At 72.2% G+C, this 17,012-nt stretch carries 19 protein-coding genes; 16 read left to right on the top strand and 3 right to left on the bottom strand.

Annotation, left to right across the window (positions count from 1 at the left end):
* Positions 1-103: 103 nt before the first annotated feature.
* The 5 genes from ABZW30_RS14265 (at position 104) to ABZW30_RS14245 (ending at position 2,896) form a co-directional block, all read left to right on the top strand.
* On the top strand, positions 104-826 hold the full coding sequence (locus tag ABZW30_RS14265) for a DUF2993 domain-containing protein (RefSeq protein ID WP_355671371.1): 723 nt from the start codon (positions 104-106) through the stop codon (positions 824-826).
* Between the two features lie 235 nt (positions 827-1,061).
* Positions 1,062-1,142 carry an Ms5788A family Cys-rich leader peptide gene (locus ABZW30_RS14260; protein ID WP_350517234.1) on the top strand — a complete coding sequence of 27 codons (81 nt, stop codon included), beginning with the start codon at positions 1,062-1,064 and terminating at the stop codon, positions 1,140-1,142.
* Positions 1,143-1,375: 233 nt separating this feature from the next.
* Positions 1,376-2,212: a sulfurtransferase gene (locus tag ABZW30_RS14255; RefSeq protein WP_355671370.1), complete on the top strand. Its 837-nt coding sequence runs from the start codon at positions 1,376-1,378 to the stop codon at positions 2,210-2,212.
* Between the two features lie 39 nt (positions 2,213-2,251).
* Positions 2,252-2,542: a DUF1416 domain-containing protein gene (locus tag ABZW30_RS14250; RefSeq protein WP_030059605.1), complete on the top strand. Its 291-nt coding sequence runs from the start codon at positions 2,252-2,254 to the stop codon at positions 2,540-2,542.
* A gap of 63 nt (positions 2,543-2,605) precedes the next feature.
* Positions 2,606-2,896 (top strand): DUF3099 domain-containing protein, encoded by a 291-nt coding sequence (locus ABZW30_RS14245; RefSeq protein WP_355671369.1) that lies wholly within the window; start codon positions 2,606-2,608, stop codon positions 2,894-2,896.
* A gap of 19 nt (positions 2,897-2,915) precedes the next feature.
* Here ABZW30_RS14245 and ABZW30_RS14240 read toward each other — a convergent pair whose 3' ends face one another.
* Positions 2,916-3,278, bottom strand: a complete 363-nt coding sequence (locus ABZW30_RS14240; RefSeq protein WP_355671368.1) for a DsrE family protein — start codon at positions 3,276-3,278, stop codon at positions 2,916-2,918.
* Positions 3,279-3,628: 350 nt separating this feature from the next.
* Between ABZW30_RS14240 and ABZW30_RS14235 the strand changes: the two genes are divergently transcribed.
* The 3 genes from ABZW30_RS14235 to ABZW30_RS14225 all read left to right on the top strand — a co-directional run bounded on the left by ABZW30_RS14235 (position 3,629) and on the right by ABZW30_RS14225 (position 5,790).
* Positions 3,629-4,231: an FABP family protein gene (locus ABZW30_RS14235; RefSeq protein ID WP_355671367.1), complete on the top strand. Its 603-nt coding sequence runs from the start codon at positions 3,629-3,631 to the stop codon at positions 4,229-4,231.
* A gap of 112 nt (positions 4,232-4,343) precedes the next feature.
* On the top strand, positions 4,344-4,808 hold the full coding sequence (locus ABZW30_RS14230; RefSeq protein ID WP_355671366.1) for a Fur family transcriptional regulator: 465 nt from the start codon (positions 4,344-4,346) through the stop codon (positions 4,806-4,808).
* Between the two features lie 19 nt (positions 4,809-4,827).
* On the top strand, positions 4,828-5,790 hold the full coding sequence (locus ABZW30_RS14225) for a folate-binding protein (RefSeq protein WP_355671407.1): 963 nt from the start codon (positions 4,828-4,830) through the stop codon (positions 5,788-5,790).
* Between the two features lie 9 nt (positions 5,791-5,799).
* On the opposite strand, the gene ABZW30_RS14220 is transcribed toward ABZW30_RS14225, so the two are convergent.
* The gene (locus ABZW30_RS14220; RefSeq protein WP_355671365.1) at positions 5,800-6,366 is read right to left on the bottom strand and encodes a D-aminoacyl-tRNA deacylase; all 567 of its coding nucleotides are present in this window, start codon (positions 6,364-6,366) and stop codon (positions 5,800-5,802) included.
* A gap of 474 nt (positions 6,367-6,840) precedes the next feature.
* On the opposite strand from ABZW30_RS14220, the gene ABZW30_RS14215 reads away from it, so the two are divergent.
* The 3 genes from ABZW30_RS14215 to ABZW30_RS14205 all read left to right on the top strand — a co-directional run bounded on the left by ABZW30_RS14215 (position 6,841) and on the right by ABZW30_RS14205 (position 8,797).
* Positions 6,841-7,458 carry an ABC transporter substrate-binding protein gene (locus tag ABZW30_RS14215; RefSeq protein ID WP_355671364.1) on the top strand — a complete coding sequence of 206 codons (618 nt, stop codon included), beginning with the start codon at positions 6,841-6,843 and terminating at the stop codon, positions 7,456-7,458.
* 72 nt (positions 7,459-7,530) lie between these two features.
* Positions 7,531-8,490 (top strand): asparaginase, encoded by a 960-nt coding sequence (locus ABZW30_RS14210; RefSeq protein WP_355671363.1) that lies wholly within the window; start codon positions 7,531-7,533, stop codon positions 8,488-8,490.
* Between the two features lie 97 nt (positions 8,491-8,587).
* Positions 8,588-8,797, top strand: coding sequence for a dodecin (locus ABZW30_RS14205; RefSeq protein ID WP_355671362.1), 210 nt, complete (start codon positions 8,588-8,590; stop codon positions 8,795-8,797).
* A 208-nt stretch (positions 8,798-9,005) separates the two neighbouring features.
* On the opposite strand, the gene ABZW30_RS14200 is transcribed toward ABZW30_RS14205, so the two are convergent.
* The gene (locus ABZW30_RS14200; RefSeq protein ID WP_030059594.1) at positions 9,006-9,497 is read right to left on the bottom strand and encodes an inorganic diphosphatase; all 492 of its coding nucleotides are present in this window, start codon (positions 9,495-9,497) and stop codon (positions 9,006-9,008) included.
* A gap of 76 nt (positions 9,498-9,573) precedes the next feature.
* On the opposite strand from ABZW30_RS14200, the gene dacB reads away from it, so the two are divergent.
* The 5 genes from dacB to ftsH all read left to right on the top strand — a co-directional run bounded on the left by dacB (position 9,574) and on the right by ftsH (position 16,960).
* Positions 9,574-11,193 carry a D-alanyl-D-alanine carboxypeptidase/D-alanyl-D-alanine-endopeptidase gene (dacB, locus tag ABZW30_RS14195; protein ID WP_355671361.1) on the top strand — a complete coding sequence of 540 codons (1,620 nt, stop codon included), beginning with the start codon at positions 9,574-9,576 and terminating at the stop codon, positions 11,191-11,193.
* 254 nt (positions 11,194-11,447) lie between these two features.
* Positions 11,448-12,632 (top strand): zinc-dependent metalloprotease, encoded by a 1,185-nt coding sequence (locus ABZW30_RS14190; protein ID WP_355671360.1) that lies wholly within the window; start codon positions 11,448-11,450, stop codon positions 12,630-12,632.
* Positions 12,633-12,925: 293 nt separating this feature from the next.
* Positions 12,926-14,053, top strand: a complete 1,128-nt coding sequence (gene tilS / locus ABZW30_RS14185; RefSeq protein ID WP_355671406.1) for a tRNA lysidine(34) synthetase TilS — start codon at positions 12,926-12,928, stop codon at positions 14,051-14,053.
* 70 nt (positions 14,054-14,123) lie between these two features.
* The gene (gene hpt / locus ABZW30_RS14180; protein WP_030059589.1) at positions 14,124-14,678 is read left to right on the top strand and encodes a hypoxanthine phosphoribosyltransferase; all 555 of its coding nucleotides are present in this window, start codon (positions 14,124-14,126) and stop codon (positions 14,676-14,678) included.
* Between the two features lie 227 nt (positions 14,679-14,905).
* Positions 14,906-16,960: an ATP-dependent zinc metalloprotease FtsH gene (gene ftsH, locus ABZW30_RS14175; RefSeq protein ID WP_355671359.1), complete on the top strand. Its 2,055-nt coding sequence runs from the start codon at positions 14,906-14,908 to the stop codon at positions 16,958-16,960.
* The last annotated feature ends 52 nt before the right edge of the window (positions 16,961-17,012 follow it).

The following is a 17,012-nucleotide window of genomic DNA, read 5'->3' as shown; positions in this document are numbered from 1 at the left end:
ACGTCGTACGGTCGTGCGGGAGCGGTCGCATCAGGGCGGCCGCCATGGAACAGCGACATTCCACAGCGGACGACGACAGCGACCGGCGACGACGGGGGACACGATGCGCGGATGGCTGAAGGCGACGATCGGCCTGGTGGTGCTCTCCGGGCTGCTGGTGGGCGCTGACCGGATCGCGGTCGGAGTGGCCGAGGACGAGGCCGCCGACCGGATGGTGAAGAGCGGCCAGATGAGTCAGCGGCCGGACGTGACGATCGAGGGCTTCCCGTTCCTGACCCAGGTGCTCTCGCGGCGGCTGGACGACGTCCGGATCTCCTCGGACGGCCTGACCGTCCAGAACAACGGCCACCAGGTGGCGCTGCACTCCTTCAAGGCCAAGCTCTCCGGCGTCTCGGTGGGCGACGACCTGGACAGCGCCACCGTGGGCAACGGCACCGGCAGCGGCGTGATCTCTTACCAGGACCTCGCTCAGCTGCTGCCGCCGGCCTCCGAGCTGCTGGGCGGTGCCCCGATGCCGGTCGGCGGGAACTCCCGGCTGAGCCTGTCGTACGGCGGGCCGGGCAAGATCAAGGCCTCGCTGGGGCCGGTGTCGGTCGGTGAGGCGACCGTGCACAACCAGGGCAACACCATCACGGTGGACGGCCTCAAGCTGAGCTCGCTGGCGGAGATGTTCGCCGGGCTCTCCAACCGGAAGATCCAGCCGGCCGGCTTCACCCTCGACTCGATGCCGGCCGGGCTGAAGCTGGCCGAGCAGGACGGTGCGACGCCGCTGCCGGAGGGCCTCCAGCTGTCCTTCGAGGGCAAGGGCGTCAAGCTCTTGGGCTAGGGCGTGCCCCTTGGATCCGTGCCGGGTCCGCGACGCCTTCGTTCCGCTCCGCGAGACGCGCTGTCCAGCGTGGACCGCGGAGCGGTGTCGTTTCCGCCCGTTGTGGGCCGCCGCCGGGGCCCTCCCCGGTGCACGCCCGGCCCGGTCGAGGTCAAATCCCACCATCCGGTCGTTTCGATCTCGCTATTCGATACGCTGATGACAGCGGGCCGTCGGTGTCCCTAGCATCGTCGGCATGAAGCGACAGACGGATCTCACGAAGCGGCGGGCGGTCGACCTGTGCCGCGTGGCCGCCTGTCTGTGTCGAATGCGCTGAGTCGGCGTCCTGGCAGGGCAGTTGACGCCCGCCGCCGATCTCTCCGGCGACCTCGCCCGGCCGCTCCGGTCGGCGGTTGCCGCCGCACCTCGCAGTTCCCCGCCCGGCCGTCCCGGTTCACCTCCTCCGTCCCATCATTCGGACAGGATTTCGGGCCGCATCCGCCCGGGCGCCCCTGCAGCCCCTCCTGAGCAGCACCTTCCGCCAACCGCCCTCGGATGGAGAACATCACCATGAGCCGCAGCGACGTCCTGGTCGACGCCGACTGGGTCCAGGCCCGCCTGGACGACCCGAAGGTCGTCATCGTCGAGGTCGACGAGGACACCTCCGCGTACGACAAGAACCACATCCGCAACGCCGTCCGGATCGACTGGAAGAAGGACCTCCAGGACCCGGTCCGCCGCGACTTCATCGACCAGGCCGGCTTCGAGGCGCTGCTCGGCGCCAAGGGCATCGCCAACGACGACACCGTCGTGCTCTACGGCGGCAACAACAACTGGTTCGCCTCGTACGCCTACTGGTACTTCAAGCTGTACGGCCACGGCGATGTCCGCCTGCTGGACGGCGGCCGCAAGAAGTGGGAGCTGGACTCCCGCGACCTGGTCTCCGAGGTCCCGGCCCGCCCGGCCACCGAGTACACGGCGCAGGCCGCCGACTCCTCGATCCGCGCCTTCCGTGACGACGTGATCGCCGCCATCGGCAACCTCAACCTGGTCGACGTCCGCTCGCCCGACGAGTTCTCCGGCAAGCTGCTCGCCCCGGCCCACCTCCCGCAGGAGCAGTCGCAGCGCCCCGGCCACGTGCCGAGCGCCCGCAACATTCCGTGGGCGAAGAACGCCAACGACGACGGCACCTTCAAGAGCGACGAGGAGCTCAAGGCCCTGTACGAGGCCGAGGGCATCGACCTGGCGAAGGACACCATCGCCTACTGCCGGATCGGCGAGCGCTCCGCGCTCACCTGGTTCGTCCTGCACGAGCTGCTCGACCAGGCGAACGTGAAGAACTACGACGGTTCGTGGACCGAGTACGGCAGCCTGGTCGGCGTGCCGATCGAGCTCGGCAGCAACTGAGCCCCCGGCTCGACCGGTAAGTCAGAAGGGAAGACAGACATGTGCGGTGCGAAGGCCGGCGGCCCGGACCTGGCAGGAGTTGACGTGGCGAACGAGACGATCATCCAGGGTTCGGTGACCCGCGACGGTGAGCCGGTCAACGGCTACGTCCGGCTGCTGGACGAGGGCGGCGAGTTCACGGCCGAGGTGCCCACCTCGGCGACCGGCCAGTTCCGGTTCTTCGCCCGCCCGGGCAAGTGGACCCTGCGGGCACTGGTCCCGGGCCAGACCGTGGACCGTCAGGTGGTGGCCTCCCAGGGCACCGCCGTCGAGGTCGCGATCGCGGTCTGACCGAGTCGGACGATCACACCGAGGGCCCTGCCGCGGCAGGGCCCTCGGCCGTACCGTGGAGACGTGCAGGCAAGGCGTCGGCGGCGCTTCTACTACGCCATGATGGGCGTGTGCCTGGGCCTGTTCGTCATGGCCTGGGGCGTGGTGCGGTTCTTCTCGGTGGGTGCCGCGGTCGCCCTGTGCGTGGTCGCGATGGTCATCCCGCCCGCCGCCGCGGTGTTCGCCAACAAGCGGGACCCGGACGACGACTGGTGGAACGATCCGCGCTGGGACGATCCGAAGTGGGACGATCCCGGTCACGACCGGGACCGCCCCGACCACGAGCCGCGCGACTCCTCGGGAGGACGGCCCTAGCGGCCTGAGGCCATGGGCGTCAGTACACGAGCGCCTGGACGCCGTCCGACATGATCTCGCTGACGAAGACCTGCGCGCCCGCGATCCGGACGCCCTCGACGGTGTCCTTCTGCTCGATCCCGCGCCGGGCCGCGCACTGGGTGCACAGCGTCACCGAGCCGGCCGCCAGGATCGACTCCAGCAGGTCCGGCAGCGGCGCCGCGTGCGGCAGCTCGAACTCCGCCGCCTTCTCCGGCAGGGCGAACCAGGAGGACTCCCCGGTCAGCCAGAGCGAGACCTCGATCCCGCTGGCGACGGCGACGGCCGCCACCGTGAACGCCTGCGAGCACCGCTCCGGCGCGTCCGCCCCGGCGGTGACCTTGATGACGAGCTTCTTCGACATGGCGCCACCTTAGAGGGCCCGCCACCCCCGTCTGTCGTCATCTCGGAATCCCTTGGGGAAACCTTGGGCGGCGCCGGGGCGCGCGGGCGCGAACCGCGACGTGGCGGGGCTCACCGCGACCCGTCGGAGCCCGGCGGATAGAGTGAGCGCCAGCAAAATCCACCACACTGTCGCCGCCTGGGAGCCCCCCGTGTCCGGTCTGGAAATGTTCTTCGACGGTCTGCTGGCCTTCATGGCCGTGCTGATCACCTGGTTCGCCATCTTCTCGGTGATGAAGCTGTACCAGGGCCAGCGCTGAGCCTGCCGTACGGTTGAGGCAGACCGCACCGACCACGACAGCGACCAGGAACATGATCGAGATCCCCTCTGACCTCCACAAGGACGTCGTCCCGCTCGCCTTCCTCCTCGGCACCTGGGAGGGCGCGGGCGTCTACGCCCCTCTGCCTAATGAGGGGGGCCCGGGCACGGAGAAGTGCAACTTCGGCCAGGAGATCGTGATCCGTCACGACGGCCGGCCCTTCCTGGAGTTCCGCTCCCGCACCTGGGTGCTGAACGAGGAGGGCGAGAAGGTCCGTCCGCTGGAGAACGAGCACGCCTTCTGGCGCATCACCAGCAACACCGACGGCACCACCGGCGCCCGCGGGATCGAGATCTCCTCCGTCCGTGACGACGGCACGGTCGAGATCTGGTACGGCGAGCTGGCCGACGGCAAGCCGCAGGTCGACGTCTCCACCGACGCGGTGGCCCGGATCGAGGGCTCCCCGGAGTACTCCGGCGGCAAGCGGCTGTACGGCTTCGTCAACGGCGAGCTGCTCTGGGTCGGCGAGAAGGCCGCCCCGAACGTGCCGCTGCGCCCGTACATGTCCGCGCAGCTGAAGAAGGTGCTCAGCCCGGCCCAGCTGATCAAGGACATCAACGACCTGCCGGACGACGGCATCGCCTTCTTCAAGTAGGCACAGTTCAAGTACGCACAGCTCAAGTGAAGTCCGTGCACGAGGTAGGGACCGGCCCGCAGCCGGTCCCTACACTTGCATCAGGACCCCCGACCTTGACAGGGACAGCACCGTGGCGGACACCGGCACCACCGACTGGCAGCTCTCCGGCGACTGGAAGGCCGACCTGCGCGAGCGCGGCTACCGGCTGACCCCGCAGCGGCAGCTCGTGCTGGAGGCCGTCGACGTCCTCGACCACGCCACCCCCGACGACATCCTCTGCCACGTCCGCAAGACCGCCAGCGGCGTCAACATCTCCACCGTCTACCGGACCCTGGAGCTGCTGGAGGAGCTGGGCCTGGTCTCGCACGCCCACCTCGGCCACGGCGCCCCGACCTACCATCTGGCCGGCCGCCACCACCACCTGCACCTGGTCTGCCGGGACTGCGGGAAGGTCGCCGAGACCGGCACCGAGATCGCCCAGCCGCTGATCGACCGGCTGCGCGAGCAGCACGGCTTCGACACCGACCTCAAGCATTTCGCCATCTTCGGCCGCTGCGCCGACTGCACCGCCGAGCACGCGGACGGCCGGTCGTAAGCTGGCCGGTATGACCGGTGTGAAGAGCCCGCTGCTTGCCCTGCCCGGAGCCGTCCCCGCCGAGGGGGCCGACGAGGGCGTCGCCGCCCACTACGGCGACATCTTCCGCGAGCAACGGAACCTGTCCGAGGGCAGCGGCTTCGTGGACCTCTCGCACCGCGGCGTGGTCACCGTCACCGGCGACGACCGCCTCTCCTGGCTGCACCTGCTGCTCACCCAGCACGTCAGCGAGCTGCGGCCGCAGCTCGCCACCGAGGCGCTGGTGCTCTCCCCGCACGGGCACGTCGAGCACGCGCTCTACCTGGTCGACGACGGCACCACCACGTGGGCGCACGTCGAGCCGGGCACCCAGGGCGCGCTGGTCGCCTACCTGGAGAGCATGAAGTTCTTCTACCGGGTGGAGGTCGCCGACGCCACCGCCGACTACGCCGTGGTCCACCTGCCGGCCGGCTCCACCGCCTCGGTGGAGGGCGCTGCCGCCGTGCGCGAACTGCCGTACGGGCGCGACCTGTTCGTTCCGCGCGCCGAGCTGGAGAAGCTCGCCGCCGGGTACGGCCCGGCGGCCGGGGTCTGGGCGTACGAGGCGCTGCGGATCGAGGGCCACCGGCCCCGGCTGGGCTTCGAGACCGACCACCGGACCATCCCGCACGAGGTGGACTGGCTGCGCACCGCCGTCCACCTGCAGAAGGGCTGCTACCGCGGCCAGGAGACCGTCGCCCGGGTGCACAACCTGGGCCGTCCGCCGCGCCGGCTGGTCTTCCTGCACCTGGACGGCACCGAGGAGACCCTGCCCCCGCACGGCACCGAGGTGCGGCTGGCCTCCGACCCGGACGGGCGGGCGCTGGGCTTCGTGACCTCCTCGGCCCGGCACCACGAGCTGGGGCCGATCGCGCTGGCGATCGTCAAGCGGAACGTCCCGGTGGACGCGGTGCTGCTGGCCGGGACGGTGCCGGGCACCCAGGACGTGGTCGTCCCGCAGTAGCTCCGGGGCTCAGACCTCGACGAGGACGGTGAACGGGCCGTCGTTCACCAGCGCCACCTGCATGTCGGCGCCGAACCGGCCCGTCTCCACCTTGGCGCCCAGCGCGCGCAGTTGGGCGACCACCTCGTCCACCAGCGGCTCGGCGACCGGCCCGGGGGCGGCGGCGGTCCAGGTGGGGCGGCGGCCCTTGCGGGCGTCGCCGTAGAGAGTGAACTGGCTGATCACCAGCAGCGGGCCGCCGATGTCCGAGCAACTCCGCTCCACGCCCTCGCGGAGACTTCCCTGCTCGCCGTCGGCCGCTCCGGGGCCGATTCCGACGGTCGTCGCTCCGGCGCTCCCTCCTCCGTCGGTCGCCTGTCGCTCCTCGCTCTCGGCGTCGGCGCGGCCTTCGGCGCGGGGGGAAGGCGGCAGGATCCGCAGGGTCCAGAGCTTGCGGGCCAGTTGGGCCGCCTTCGCCGGGGTGTCCTCGTGGGTGACGCCGACCAGGACGCACAGCCCCGGCCCCTCGATCGCGCCGACGGTCTCTCCGGCCACGGTCACCCGGGCCTCGGTCACTCGCTGCACCACTGCTCGCATGCGGCCATTGTGCCGGAGCGCCGCACCGCCCCCGTAGCGCCTCAGGGTGCGCATCAGGGGGCGCGCACAATGTGGCGCACGCCGTGCGGCGCGCGCCTGCGCAGGGTCGGGCGCCGCTCTTCCTGCGGAAAGGGCCGGTCGTATCAGCCACCCCCGTTCGCCAGGGGGCCGTTCGGGTGCACGGGCGGTGCGCGCGCGCCGGGTGGGGTGGCACGCTGGGGGACCGTACGAAGGGCCCGGCGTGCCTGAAGGTCCGCCGCACCGGGCCGGGGTTCGGCCGGGCGGTCGAGCCGGTAGGTCAGGCGTTCTGGCCGGGTCGCCCCGGCGGGTGGTTCCGGCCGGGGAGCGGAACCCTTCGGGGCCCCCGGGCGTGCCAACGGACGGGACGCGCGAGCCCGTCGGGGGACGGGCCGGGCCGGCGGCAGGGACGGGGTGCCGCGAGCGGGCGGGATCGGACGACGGCAGGTGGGTTGGATGATGGACGCGAGCAGCGCGGCACGGAACCACTCCGGGCGGGTGGCGCAGGCTCCCGGGGACCCCTCCTGGGCGGCCGGCCCGGACGGCGAGCCCGATCTGGAGCGGCTGGGCCTGGAGCAGCTGCGGGTGCTGCGCCGGGAGACCTTGGAGCAGGAGGCCGACCTGTCCTACCTGCGGCGGCTGCTGCACGGGCGGATGGACATCCTGCGCGCCGAGCTGGACCGACGCCCCGGCTGCGGCCCCGCCCGTACCGCCCTGGCGGCCGGCGAGGGGCTCGGTGGCGACCTGCTGGACCGGCTGCCGGCCATCCTGACCGACGCGCCCTCCAGCGTCCGGCGCTCGGCCCGGCACGTCACCCTGGGCCCGCCGCGCACCCAGGAGTCCCAGCTGGAGGCGGACGCCCTGATGGGCGACGTCCAGCTCGCCGACCTCGCTGCGCACCCGGCCGAGGACCTGGTGGCCGCCCTGGAGCGGCTGCGCGCGCACGAGCGCGAGGTCTCCGGGCGGCGCCAGCGGCTGCTGCGGACGGCCGACGGTTGCAATGCCGAGATCACCCGCAGGTACCGTGATGGGGAAGCACGGGTCGACGACCTGCTCTCGGAGAGGCCGCTCTGACCGGGTGAGTCGTCGCGGGTGGGCGGGGCCCGGCTTCCTCCCGGCCCACCCTTGCCCCCGGAAGGCTCCCCGATGTCCCAGTCCGCCACTCCGCCCGTGCTCGCCGAGGTCATACGTTCGGGCTTCACCGAGGGCCGTCACCACGGCTCCCTGGTCCTGCTCGCCGCCGACGGCTCGGTGGAGTTCGCGCTGGGCGACCCCGACGCGCCGGTCTTCCCCCGTTCGACGGCCAAGCCGTTCCAGGCGGTGGCCACCCTGCGGGCCGGGCTGGCGATCGAGGGCGAGCTGCTGGCGCTGGCGGCCTCCAGCCACTCTGCGGAATCGTTTCACCTCAACGGGGTTCGGGCCATCCTCGGCTCCGCCGGACTCGACGAGTCGGCCCTGCGCACCCCGGCGGACCTGCCGCTGGACGAGACCGAGGCGGAGCTGCTGCTCGGCGCCGGCGGCCGGCGCGCCCCGATCCTGATGGACTGCTCCGGCAAGCACGCCGGCTGGCTGGCCGCCTGCGTCGCCAACGGCTGGGACACCGAGAGCTACCTCGACCCGGCCCACCCGATCCAGCTGCTGGCCGGCGAGGCCCTGGAGGAGGGCACCGGCGAGGTCCCCGTGCACGCCGGGGTGGACGGCTGCGGCGCCCCGCTGCTGGCCGTCACGCTGACCGGCCTGGCCCGCGGCTACCGCGGCCTGGTGCTGGCCGCCGAGGGCACCGCGCAGCGCCGGGTGGCCGACGCGATGCGCGCCCACCCCGAGTACGTGGCCGGCACCCGCCGGGCCGACACCTGGCTGATGCGGGCCGTTCCGGGCGCGCTGTCCAAGATGGGTGCCGAGGCCGTCCAGGTGGTCGCGCTGCCGGACGGACGGGCGCTCGCCTTCAAGATCGACGACGGCGGCGAGCGGGCCCGCGGCCCGGTGCTGGCCGCCGCGCTGCGCCGGCTCGGGGTGACCGGTGCGGCGGACACCGTCGAGCGGATCGGCGCGGCCCCGCTGCTCGGCGGCGGCGTTCCGGTCGGGGAGGTCCGGGCGGCGTTCTGACGGCCGGGGACCGCCCGCCGGAGGCGGTCGGGGTGCGGGCCGGGCGGGGGCGGTGCACGGTGGACCGGGGGCCGTCGCACAGCTGAGGGAGTCCGCCATGACCGACCATGTGTACCGGGTGACCGAGATCGTCGGGTCCTCGACCGAGAGCGTCGACGCGGCCATCCGCAACGGGGTGGAACGGGCCGCCCGGACCCTGCGCAACCTCGACTGGTTCGAGGTCTCGCAGGTCCGGGGCCACCTGGAGGACGGCCGGATCAAGCACTACCAGGTGTGCATGAAGGTCGGCTTCCGGCTGGAGGACTGAGCCGCCACCGGAAGGGCCGGACCCGGGACACGCCAGACCCGGGACACGCCAGACCCGGGACGCGTCAGGCCCAGGACACTCCAGACCCGGGACGCGTCAGGCCGGGACACGACAGAGGCCGGGGCCGCGGACGAATCCGCGGGCCCCGGCCCCAGGCTGTCCCGACCTACCTCGAACTGTCCTGGTCGAGTGGGATCGGAACGACGGTTCAGTGACCGCCCTGCTCCGCCAGGCGCTTGATCGAAGCGGTGACCTCGGCCTCGGCCTCGGCGCGGCCGACCCAGTTGGCACCCTCGACGGACTTGCCCGGCTCCAGGTCCTTGTAGACCTCGAAGAAGTGCTGGATCTCCAGGCGGTCGAACTCCGACACGTGGTGGATGTCCCGCAGGTGCTCCCAGCGCGGGTCGGTCGCCGGGACACAGAGCAGCTTGTCGTCGCCGCCGGCCTCGTCGGTCATGTGGAACATGCCGATGGCGCGGCACTTGATCAGGCAGCCCGGGAAGGTCGGCTCGTCCAGGATGACCAGGGCGTCCAGCGGGTCGCCGTCCTCGCCGAGCGTGCCCTCGACGTAGCCGTAGTCGGCCGGGTAGCGGGTCGAGGTGAAGAGCATCCGGTCGAGCCGCAGACGGCCGGTCTCGTGGTCGACCTCGTACTTGTTACGAGAGCCCTTCGGGATTTCGATAAGGACGTCGAACTCCAACGGTTCCTCCAAGGTAGGGACTGACAGAATCCAAGTGTCTCCTACGGGAGTGAGTGCTCAGGAAAGGGGCCGGTCGGTGGGAGCTGGGGTGGGGGCGGCGCGCCGCCGCAGGGGGACGGCCGCGGGACTGTTCGGGGCGGCCCTGTTGGTCGCCGGAACGATCCTGACCGCAGGCGGTGCGTATGCGCAGCCGTTGCCGACCCCCGGCGGGCACAGCGCGGGGCAGGGCGAGGACGACGACAACCAGGGCGACCAGGGCGGCGAGCAGGGCGACCAGGGCGGCAGGAAGGGCGACCACGGGAAGGGCACGCCCCGTACGGGCGAGAGCCCGAGCGCCGGCCCCACCCGTCGGGCCGAGCCGCCCGCCGGCTCCACGCCGGGCGGCAGCGGTTCGCCGGTCGCGCGCCCGGTGCCCGCGACGGGCGCCGTCCTGGCCACCGCCGCGAGCGGCCCGGAGGCCGCCGTCCCCACCGCGCAGGGCCTGCAGCAGGCGCTCGCCCCCGCCCTCGCGGACAAGAACCTCGGCACCGTGACCATAGCCGTCGCGGACGCCGCCGGCGGCCAACTCCTCTACGGCTCCGGGGAGAACACCCCGGCCACCCCCGCCTCCACCACCAAGCTGGCCACCTCGGTCGCGGCCCTGTCCCTCATCCCCGGCGACACCCGGCTGACCACCCGGGTGGTCCGCGGCGCCGACCCGGACGCCATCACCCTGGTCGGCGGCGGGGACCCGACGCTCACCGCGCTGCCCGCCGACCAGGTGCAGATCGGCGGCCGGCCCGCCGACGCCGACACCGCCCCGGCCTCGTTGGAGGACCTCGCCCGGCAGACCGCCACCGCGCTCAAGGCAGCCGGTACCACCACGGTCAAACTGGACTACGACCTGTCCATGTACGCGGGCAACCCGCAGCACAAGACGAACCCCGACAACCACAACATCGCCCTGGTCGTCCCGCTGATGGTGGACGAGGCCAAGGTCGACCCCAAGAGCCGGGAGGAGGCCCCGGACCGGGTCGCCGACCCGGCCGACGCGGCCGCCGAGGCCTTCGCCAAGCTGCTCGCCGCCCAGGGCGTCACCGTCGAGGGCAGGGCCAAGCCGGCCGCCGCCCCGGCCGCCGCCGACGCCCCGGTCCTCGGCAAGGTCGACTCGCCGACCGTGGCCCGGCTGGTCGAGCGCGCGCTGACCACCTCCGACAACCAGCTCGCCGAGGCGATCGCCCGTCAGGTCGCCCTGGCCGCCCACCAGCCGGCCAGCTTCGATGGTGCGGCGACCGCCGTCACCCAGGAGCTCGCCAAGCTCGGCGTGCCGATGACCGGCGTGGTCCTCGACGACGGCAGCGGCCTGCACACCGGCAACGCGATCCCGCCCGCCGTACTGGTCCAGCTCCTCGCCCTGGCCGCCTCCGAGCAGCACCCCGCCCTGCGCCCGGTCCTCACCGGCCTCCCGGTCGCCGGTTTCACCGGCACCCTCGACAAGCGCTACGGCTCCGGCTCCGGCGCCGCCGACGCGGCCGGCCTGATCCGCGCCAAGACCGGCACCCTCAGCGGCGTCAACACCCTCGCCGGCACCGTCGTCGACGCCGACGGCCGCCTCCTCGCCTTCGCCGTCATGACCCGCACCTCCGCCCCCGCCGACACCGCCCGCGCCGCCATGGACCGCATCGCGGCCCACCTCACCACCTGCGGCTGCCACTGATCGGCGTCGACCACCCCGGGCCGCCGCCGTCACCTCGACGGCGGCGGTGTCCAACGCCGGGGATCCACGGTGCCGGTGGCCGGGTCCGGGTGGGTGCGGGGACGGGCGGGGTGGGTGGAGGCCGGGCGTTCCCGGCCGCCGGTCGTGCCCGTGAACCGACGCCTCCGGCCGACGGCGGCGGGCCCGGGCCGGGCGGTGCGGGTGTTGGGGACAGGCGGCTGCCGTTGGTGGTGGGGAGCACGTACGGTGAGGGCATGACGAGCGCGAGTGGCGGGGCTGACATGGTCGACTGGAATCTCGCGGTCGCAACCGCGACCAGGCTGGTGCGGCCGGGGCCGGAGGTGAGCCGGGCGGAGGCGGCGGCGGTGGTCGCCGAGCTGCGTCGGCACGCCCTGGAGGCGGAGGAGCACGTACGGGCGTTCACCGGGATGCGGTCGAGCAGTCTGACCGCGGCCGCCGCGACCCCCGTACTGGTGGTGGACCGTCCGGGGTGGGTGCGGGCGAACGTGGCGGGCTTCCGGACGGTGGTCCAGCCGCTGGTGGAGAAGCTGCAGGCGCGGCGGGCGAACAGTGCGAGCGCCGGTGTGCTCGGCGCGGTGGGGGAGAAGGCGACCGGGATCGAGGTCGGGGCGCTGCTGGCGTTCCTGGCGACCAAGGTGCTGGGCCAGTACGAGACCTTCGCCCCGGCCGAGCCCTCGCTGGAGGCGCCGGACAGCCCGGCGGCGCTGTTCGACAAGCCGCGGCTGGGCCCGGAGGGCCCCGGGCCCGGCCGGCTGCTGCTGGTGGCGCCGAACATCGTGCACGTCGAGCGCGAGCTGGACGTCGACCCGTCCGACTTCCGGCTCTGGGTCTGCCTGCACGAGGAGACGCACCGCACGCAGTTCACCGCGGTGCCGTGGCTGCGCGACCACATCCAGTCCGAGGTGCAGTCCTTCCTGGCCGAGACGGACGTCGACCCGGGCGCGCTGCTGGACCGGCTGCGGGACGCGGCGGGTTCGTTGGGCGGCGCCCTGCCGGGGGCGGGTGGCCGGGAGGGTCGGGAGAGCGCCTCCTCGGCGAACCTGCTGGAGATCGTCCAATCGCCCGCGCAGCGGGAGATCCTGGGGCGGCTGACGGCGGTGATGTCGCTGCTGGAGGGCCACGCGGACGTGGTGATGGACGGTGTCGGCCCGGCCGTGGTGCCGACCGTCGCGGAGATCCGGGAGAAGTTCCAGCAACGTCGCGACCGCGGGGCGAACCGACTGGACCTGATGCTGCGCCGGCTGCTCGGCATGGACGCCAAGCTGCGCCAGTACCAGGACGGGGCGGTGTTCGTCCGTGCGGTGGTGGAGCAGGTGGGCATGGAGGGGTTCAACCGGGTGTGGACCTCCCCGAACACCCTGCCGACCAAGGACGAGATCCACGACCCGGCCGCGTGGGTCGCCCGGGTCGCCCGCTGAGCGACCCGGGAAGCCCGAAAGCCCCGGGAACCGCGACAAGCCGGGACCGCCGCCGGTCGGCGGCGGTCAAACCCGCTCGTACGAGTGGTCCAATCGGGCAAATGGCGGGTGAAGATACGTTTCTCCATTCACCCGAACGTGGGACGGTGGTCGTACTGGTGGCGCGGGTGGCGTAGCGGGTCGCTCCTTTCTGCCACCATCTGTGAGCGCCCGGTAACACGGCGCTATGGAGGTGCGCGGTCCCCGCCGTGCCCACCGCAGTCCTGTCCCCCTCCGCCGAGGAGTCGTCCGCCGTGGGCCCTCACCCCGCCGTCGCCGCGATACGCCTGGCCGTTCGCCGCACGCTCACCGACCTCGCCGCCGAGGCCGGTACCACCTTCACCGCGCCCGTGCGCGAACCCCGCGAGCGCCCGGCCGGGGCGCCGCTGGTGGGTGCCGCCGTCGGCACCACCCTGATCGGCAACGCCGCGCGCCATCCTTCCGGGCTGCCCCGCACCCCGGCCGCACCCGGCTCGCCGCTGGTCCTGGTCGCGGTCAGCGGCGGCGCGGACTCGATGGCGCTGGCCATCGCCGCCGCCTTCGAGGCCCCCAAGATCGGCCTGCGGGTCGGCGCCGTCACGGTCGACCACGGCCTGCAGGACGGTTCGGCCGACCGCGCCGCCCAGGTCGCCGAGCGGCTGCGCTCGCTGGGCCTGGACCCGGTCGAGGCGATCCCGGTGCAGGTCGGCCGCACCGGCGGCCCCGAGGCCGCCGCCCGGGACGCCCGCTACGCCGCCCTGGACGAGGCCGCCGAGCGCCACGGCGCGATCGCGGTGCTGCTCGGTCACACCCGGGACGACCAGGCCGAGACCGTCCTGCTGGGCCTGGCCCGCGGTTCGGGTGCCCGCTCGCTGGCCGGGATGCCGGCCCAGAAGGGCCGCTACCGCCGTCCGCTGCTGGAGCTGGACCGGGCGGCCACCCGGCAGGCCTGTTCCGCCCAGGCGATCCCGGTCTGGGACGACCCGCACAACTGTGATCCCGCCTACACCCGCTCCCGGGTCCGCCACGAGGTGCTGCCGGTGCTGGAGAAGCATTTGGGCGGCGGAGTGGTGGAGGCGCTGGCCCGTACCGCCCGGCTGTTTCGCGACGACGCCGACGCCCTCGACCAGTGGGCCGCTTTGGCCGAGCGTGACCTCCGTGCGGGCGAAGGCGCCCTGGACGCCGTGAAACTGGCCGAACTGCCGCCCGCCGTGCGGCGCCGGGTGCTGCGCCGGGCCGCGCTGCGCGCGGGCTGTCCGGCCGGGGATCTGTTCGCGCGGCACCTGGAGGCGGTGGACCTGCTGGTCACCGGATGGCGCGGTCAGGGGCCGCTGCACCTACCCGGGGGCGTCGAGGCCACCCGCAGGTGTGGCACGCTGGTCTTTCGGCGGCAGGGCGACTGAGGGCGAGGCATGTCCCGGGGGAGCCGGCCGCCGGCCACACAGACCCCGAACGTTTGAGGACGTATCCCCGGTGGACCAGAACGACATGGGCGCTGACCTCGCGAAGGTGCTCATCAGCAAGGACGAGATCGACGCCAAGCTCCTTGAGCTGGCCGAGCGGATCGACCGGGACTACGCAGGCAAGGACCTGCTGATCGTCGGTGTCCTCAAGGGTGCCGTGATGGTCATGGCCGACCTCGCCCGGGCCCTGCACTCGCAGGTCACCATGGACTGGATGGCGGTCTCCTCGTACGGCATGGGCACCAAGTCCTCGGGCGTGGTGCGCATCCTGAAGGACCTGGACACCGACATCGCCGGCCGTGACGTCCTGATCGTCGAGGACATCATCGACTCCGGTCTGACGCTGTCCTGGCTGCTGGGCAACCTGGGTTCGCGCGGCCCGGCCTCGCTCGAGGTCTGCACCCTGCTGCGCAAGCCGGACGCCGCCAAGGTCGAGATCGACGTGAAGTACGTCGGCTTCGACATCCCGAACGAGTTCGTGGTCGGCTACGGGCTGGACTACGCGGAGAAGCTGCGTAACCTCCCCTTCATCGGCACCCTCGCCCCGCACGTCTACGGCGGCTGAGGGCCCCGTTCGGGCTACGGGCGGGAACAGTAGGTTGTTCCCGCCCGTTGCACCGGGGGGACAAAGAACCACAGCCGTGCCGCTACGCTCCCGCCATGGGCGGGTCCGACTGCGGTACGGTCCAATAAACCGCTCTTCATATGAGCACCGACCGGATGCGCCGCGGCCCTACAGCCTCCCGGCGCCGTTGAGTGGCAGGAGGGACGGGGCGGCAACGCCCCGCATGGATGGACGTCAAGCGATACTTCCGTGCGCCGATCATGTGGATCGTGCTGGCCGTCCTCGCCGTCATCGTACTGATGCAGGTCGTTTCGGACTCGAACGGCTACAAGACGGTGGACACCGGTCAGGTGGTCGCGGCGATCGACGCGCACAATGTCAAGTCCGCGCAGATCACCACCGGTGACTCGAACACGATCAAGATCCAGCTGAAGGACGGCGCCACGCTGTCCCCCGCCGGTACGGGCAAGGCCCCGTCCGGCAGCAAGTTCCAGGCCTCGTACATCGGCGACCAGGGTGTTGCGATCGCCGACAAGCTGCAGGCCCAGATCAACGACAAGGACCGGAACACACTCGCCGAGGGCTACACCGTCAGCCCGGAGAAGCAGAGCACCTTCGTCAGCCTGCTGCTGTCGATGCTGCCGATCGTGATCATCGTCCTGGTCTTCCTGTTCCTGATGAACCAGATGCAGGGCGGCGGCTCGCGCGTCATGCAGTTCGGCAAGTCGAAGGCCAAGCTGCTCACCAAGGACACCCCGAAGACCACCTTCGCCGACGTCGCCGGCGCGGACGAGGCGGTCGAGGAGCTCCACGAGATCAAGGAGTTCCTGCAGGAGCCGGCCAAGTTCCAGGCCGTCGGCGCCAAGATCCCCAAGGGCGTGCTGCTCTACGGCCCGCCCGGTACCGGTAAGACCCTGCTGGCGCGTGCCGTCGCGGGTGAGGCCGGGGTGCCGTTCTACTCCATCTCCGGCTCGGACTTCGTCGAGATGTTCGTCGGTGTCGGCGCCAGCCGCGTCCGCGACCTGTTCGAGCAGGCCAAGGCGAACGCCCCGGCGATCGTCTTCGTCGACGAGATCGACGCCGTCGGCCGGCACCGCGGTGCGGGCCTCGGCGGCGGCCACGACGAGCGCGAGCAGACCCTCAACCAGCTGCTCGTCGAGATGGACGGCTTCGACGTCAAGGGCGGCGTGATCCTGATCGCGGCGACCAACCGTCCGGACATCCTGGACCCGGCACTGCTGCGCCCGGGCCGCTTCGACCGCCAGATCGCGGTGGAGCGCCCCGACCTCCAGGGCCGTCTGGACATCCTCAAGGTGCACCAGAAGGGCAAGCCGATCGCGCCCGACGTCGACCTGTCGGCCGTCGCCAAGCGCACCCCCGGCTTCACCGGCGCCGACCTCTCGAACGTGCTCAACGAGGCCGCGCTGCTGACCGCCCGCTCGGACAAGAAGCTGATCGACAACGGCATCCTGGACGAGGCGATCGACCGCGTCGTGGCGGGTCCGCAGAAGCGCACGCGGATCATGTCCGACAAGGAGAAGAAGATCACCGCGTACCACGAGGGCGGTCACGCCCTGGTCGCGGCGGCCTGCCAGTACAGCGACCCGGTGCACAAGATCACCATCCTGTCCCGCGGTCGGGCCCTCGGCTACACCATGGTGCTGCCGGACGAGGACAAGTACTCCACCACCCGCAACGAGATGCTCGACCAGCTGGCCTACATGCTGGGCGGGCGCGCGGCGGAGGAGTTGGTCTTCCACGACCCGACCACCGGCGCCTCGAACGACATCGAGAAGGCCACCGCCACCGCGCGGGCCATGGTCACCCAGTACGGCATGACCGAGCGCCTCGGTGCGATCAAGTTCGGCACCGACAACTCGGAGCCGTTCCTGGGCCGCGAGATGGGGCACCAGCGCGACTACTCGGAAGAGGTCGCCGCGCTGGTCGACGAAGAGGTCAAGAAGCTCATCGAGAGCGCGCACAACGAGGCCTGGGAGATCCTGGTCGAGAACCGCGACGTGCTCGACAACCTGGTTCTGGAGCTCCTGGAGAAGGAGACCCTGAACAAGGAGCAGATCGCCGAGATCTTCGCCCCCGTGGTCAAGCGCCCGGCCCGGCCGGCCTGGACGGGTTCCACCCGTCGCACGCCGTCCACCCGGCCGCCGGTGCAGTCGCCGAAGGAGCTGGCGCTCACCAACGGCGCCGCCGCCACCGACGCTGCTCCGGTCGACATCGTGAAGCTCCCGCCGCTGCCGGCCGCCGAGCCGCCGACCGAGAGCTGAGCAGGGCACCCGCTGGAATGGATGCCGCGTCACCAGGGTTTGTACCCTGGAG

The sequence above is a fragment of the Kitasatospora sp. NPDC004669 genome (assembly GCF_040609455.1).
In the GTDB taxonomy this organism is placed as follows: domain Bacteria; phylum Actinomycetota; class Actinomycetes; order Streptomycetales; family Streptomycetaceae; genus Kitasatospora.
The sequence above is the reverse complement of the archived record's forward strand: the minus strand, read 5'-3'. Positions and strand labels throughout refer to the sequence as shown.

Bases quoted from the DNA above. Each gene is read 5' to 3' on its own strand.
- ABZW30_RS14260 (WP_350517234.1), top strand. From the start codon at position 1,062: ATGAAGCGACAGACGGATCTCACGAAGCGGCGGGCGGTCGACCTGTGC.
- ABZW30_RS14240 (WP_355671368.1), bottom strand. From the start codon at position 3,278: ATGTCGAAGAAGCTCGTCATCAAGGTCACCGCCGGGGCGGACGCGCCG.
- ABZW30_RS14265 (WP_355671371.1), top strand. From the start codon at position 104: ATGCGCGGATGGCTGAAGGCGACGATCGGCCTGGTGGTGCTCTCCGGG.
- ABZW30_RS14255 (WP_355671370.1), top strand. From the start codon at position 1,376: ATGAGCCGCAGCGACGTCCTGGTCGACGCCGACTGGGTCCAGGCCCGC.
- ABZW30_RS14210 (WP_355671363.1), top strand. From the start codon at position 7,531: ATGTCCCAGTCCGCCACTCCGCCCGTGCTCGCCGAGGTCATACGTTCG.
- ABZW30_RS14220 (WP_355671365.1), bottom strand. From the start codon at position 6,366: ATGCGAGCAGTGGTGCAGCGAGTGACCGAGGCCCGGGTGACCGTGGCC.
- ABZW30_RS14235 (WP_355671367.1), top strand. From the start codon at position 3,629: ATGATCGAGATCCCCTCTGACCTCCACAAGGACGTCGTCCCGCTCGCC.
- ABZW30_RS14190 (WP_355671360.1), top strand. From the start codon at position 11,448: ATGACGAGCGCGAGTGGCGGGGCTGACATGGTCGACTGGAATCTCGCG.
- ABZW30_RS14250 (WP_030059605.1), top strand. From the start codon at position 2,252: ATGTGCGGTGCGAAGGCCGGCGGCCCGGACCTGGCAGGAGTTGACGTG.
- ABZW30_RS14215 (WP_355671364.1), top strand. From the start codon at position 6,841: ATGATGGACGCGAGCAGCGCGGCACGGAACCACTCCGGGCGGGTGGCG.
- ABZW30_RS14205 (WP_355671362.1), top strand. From the start codon at position 8,588: ATGACCGACCATGTGTACCGGGTGACCGAGATCGTCGGGTCCTCGACC.
- ftsH (WP_355671359.1), top strand. From the start codon at position 14,906: ATGGACGTCAAGCGATACTTCCGTGCGCCGATCATGTGGATCGTGCTG.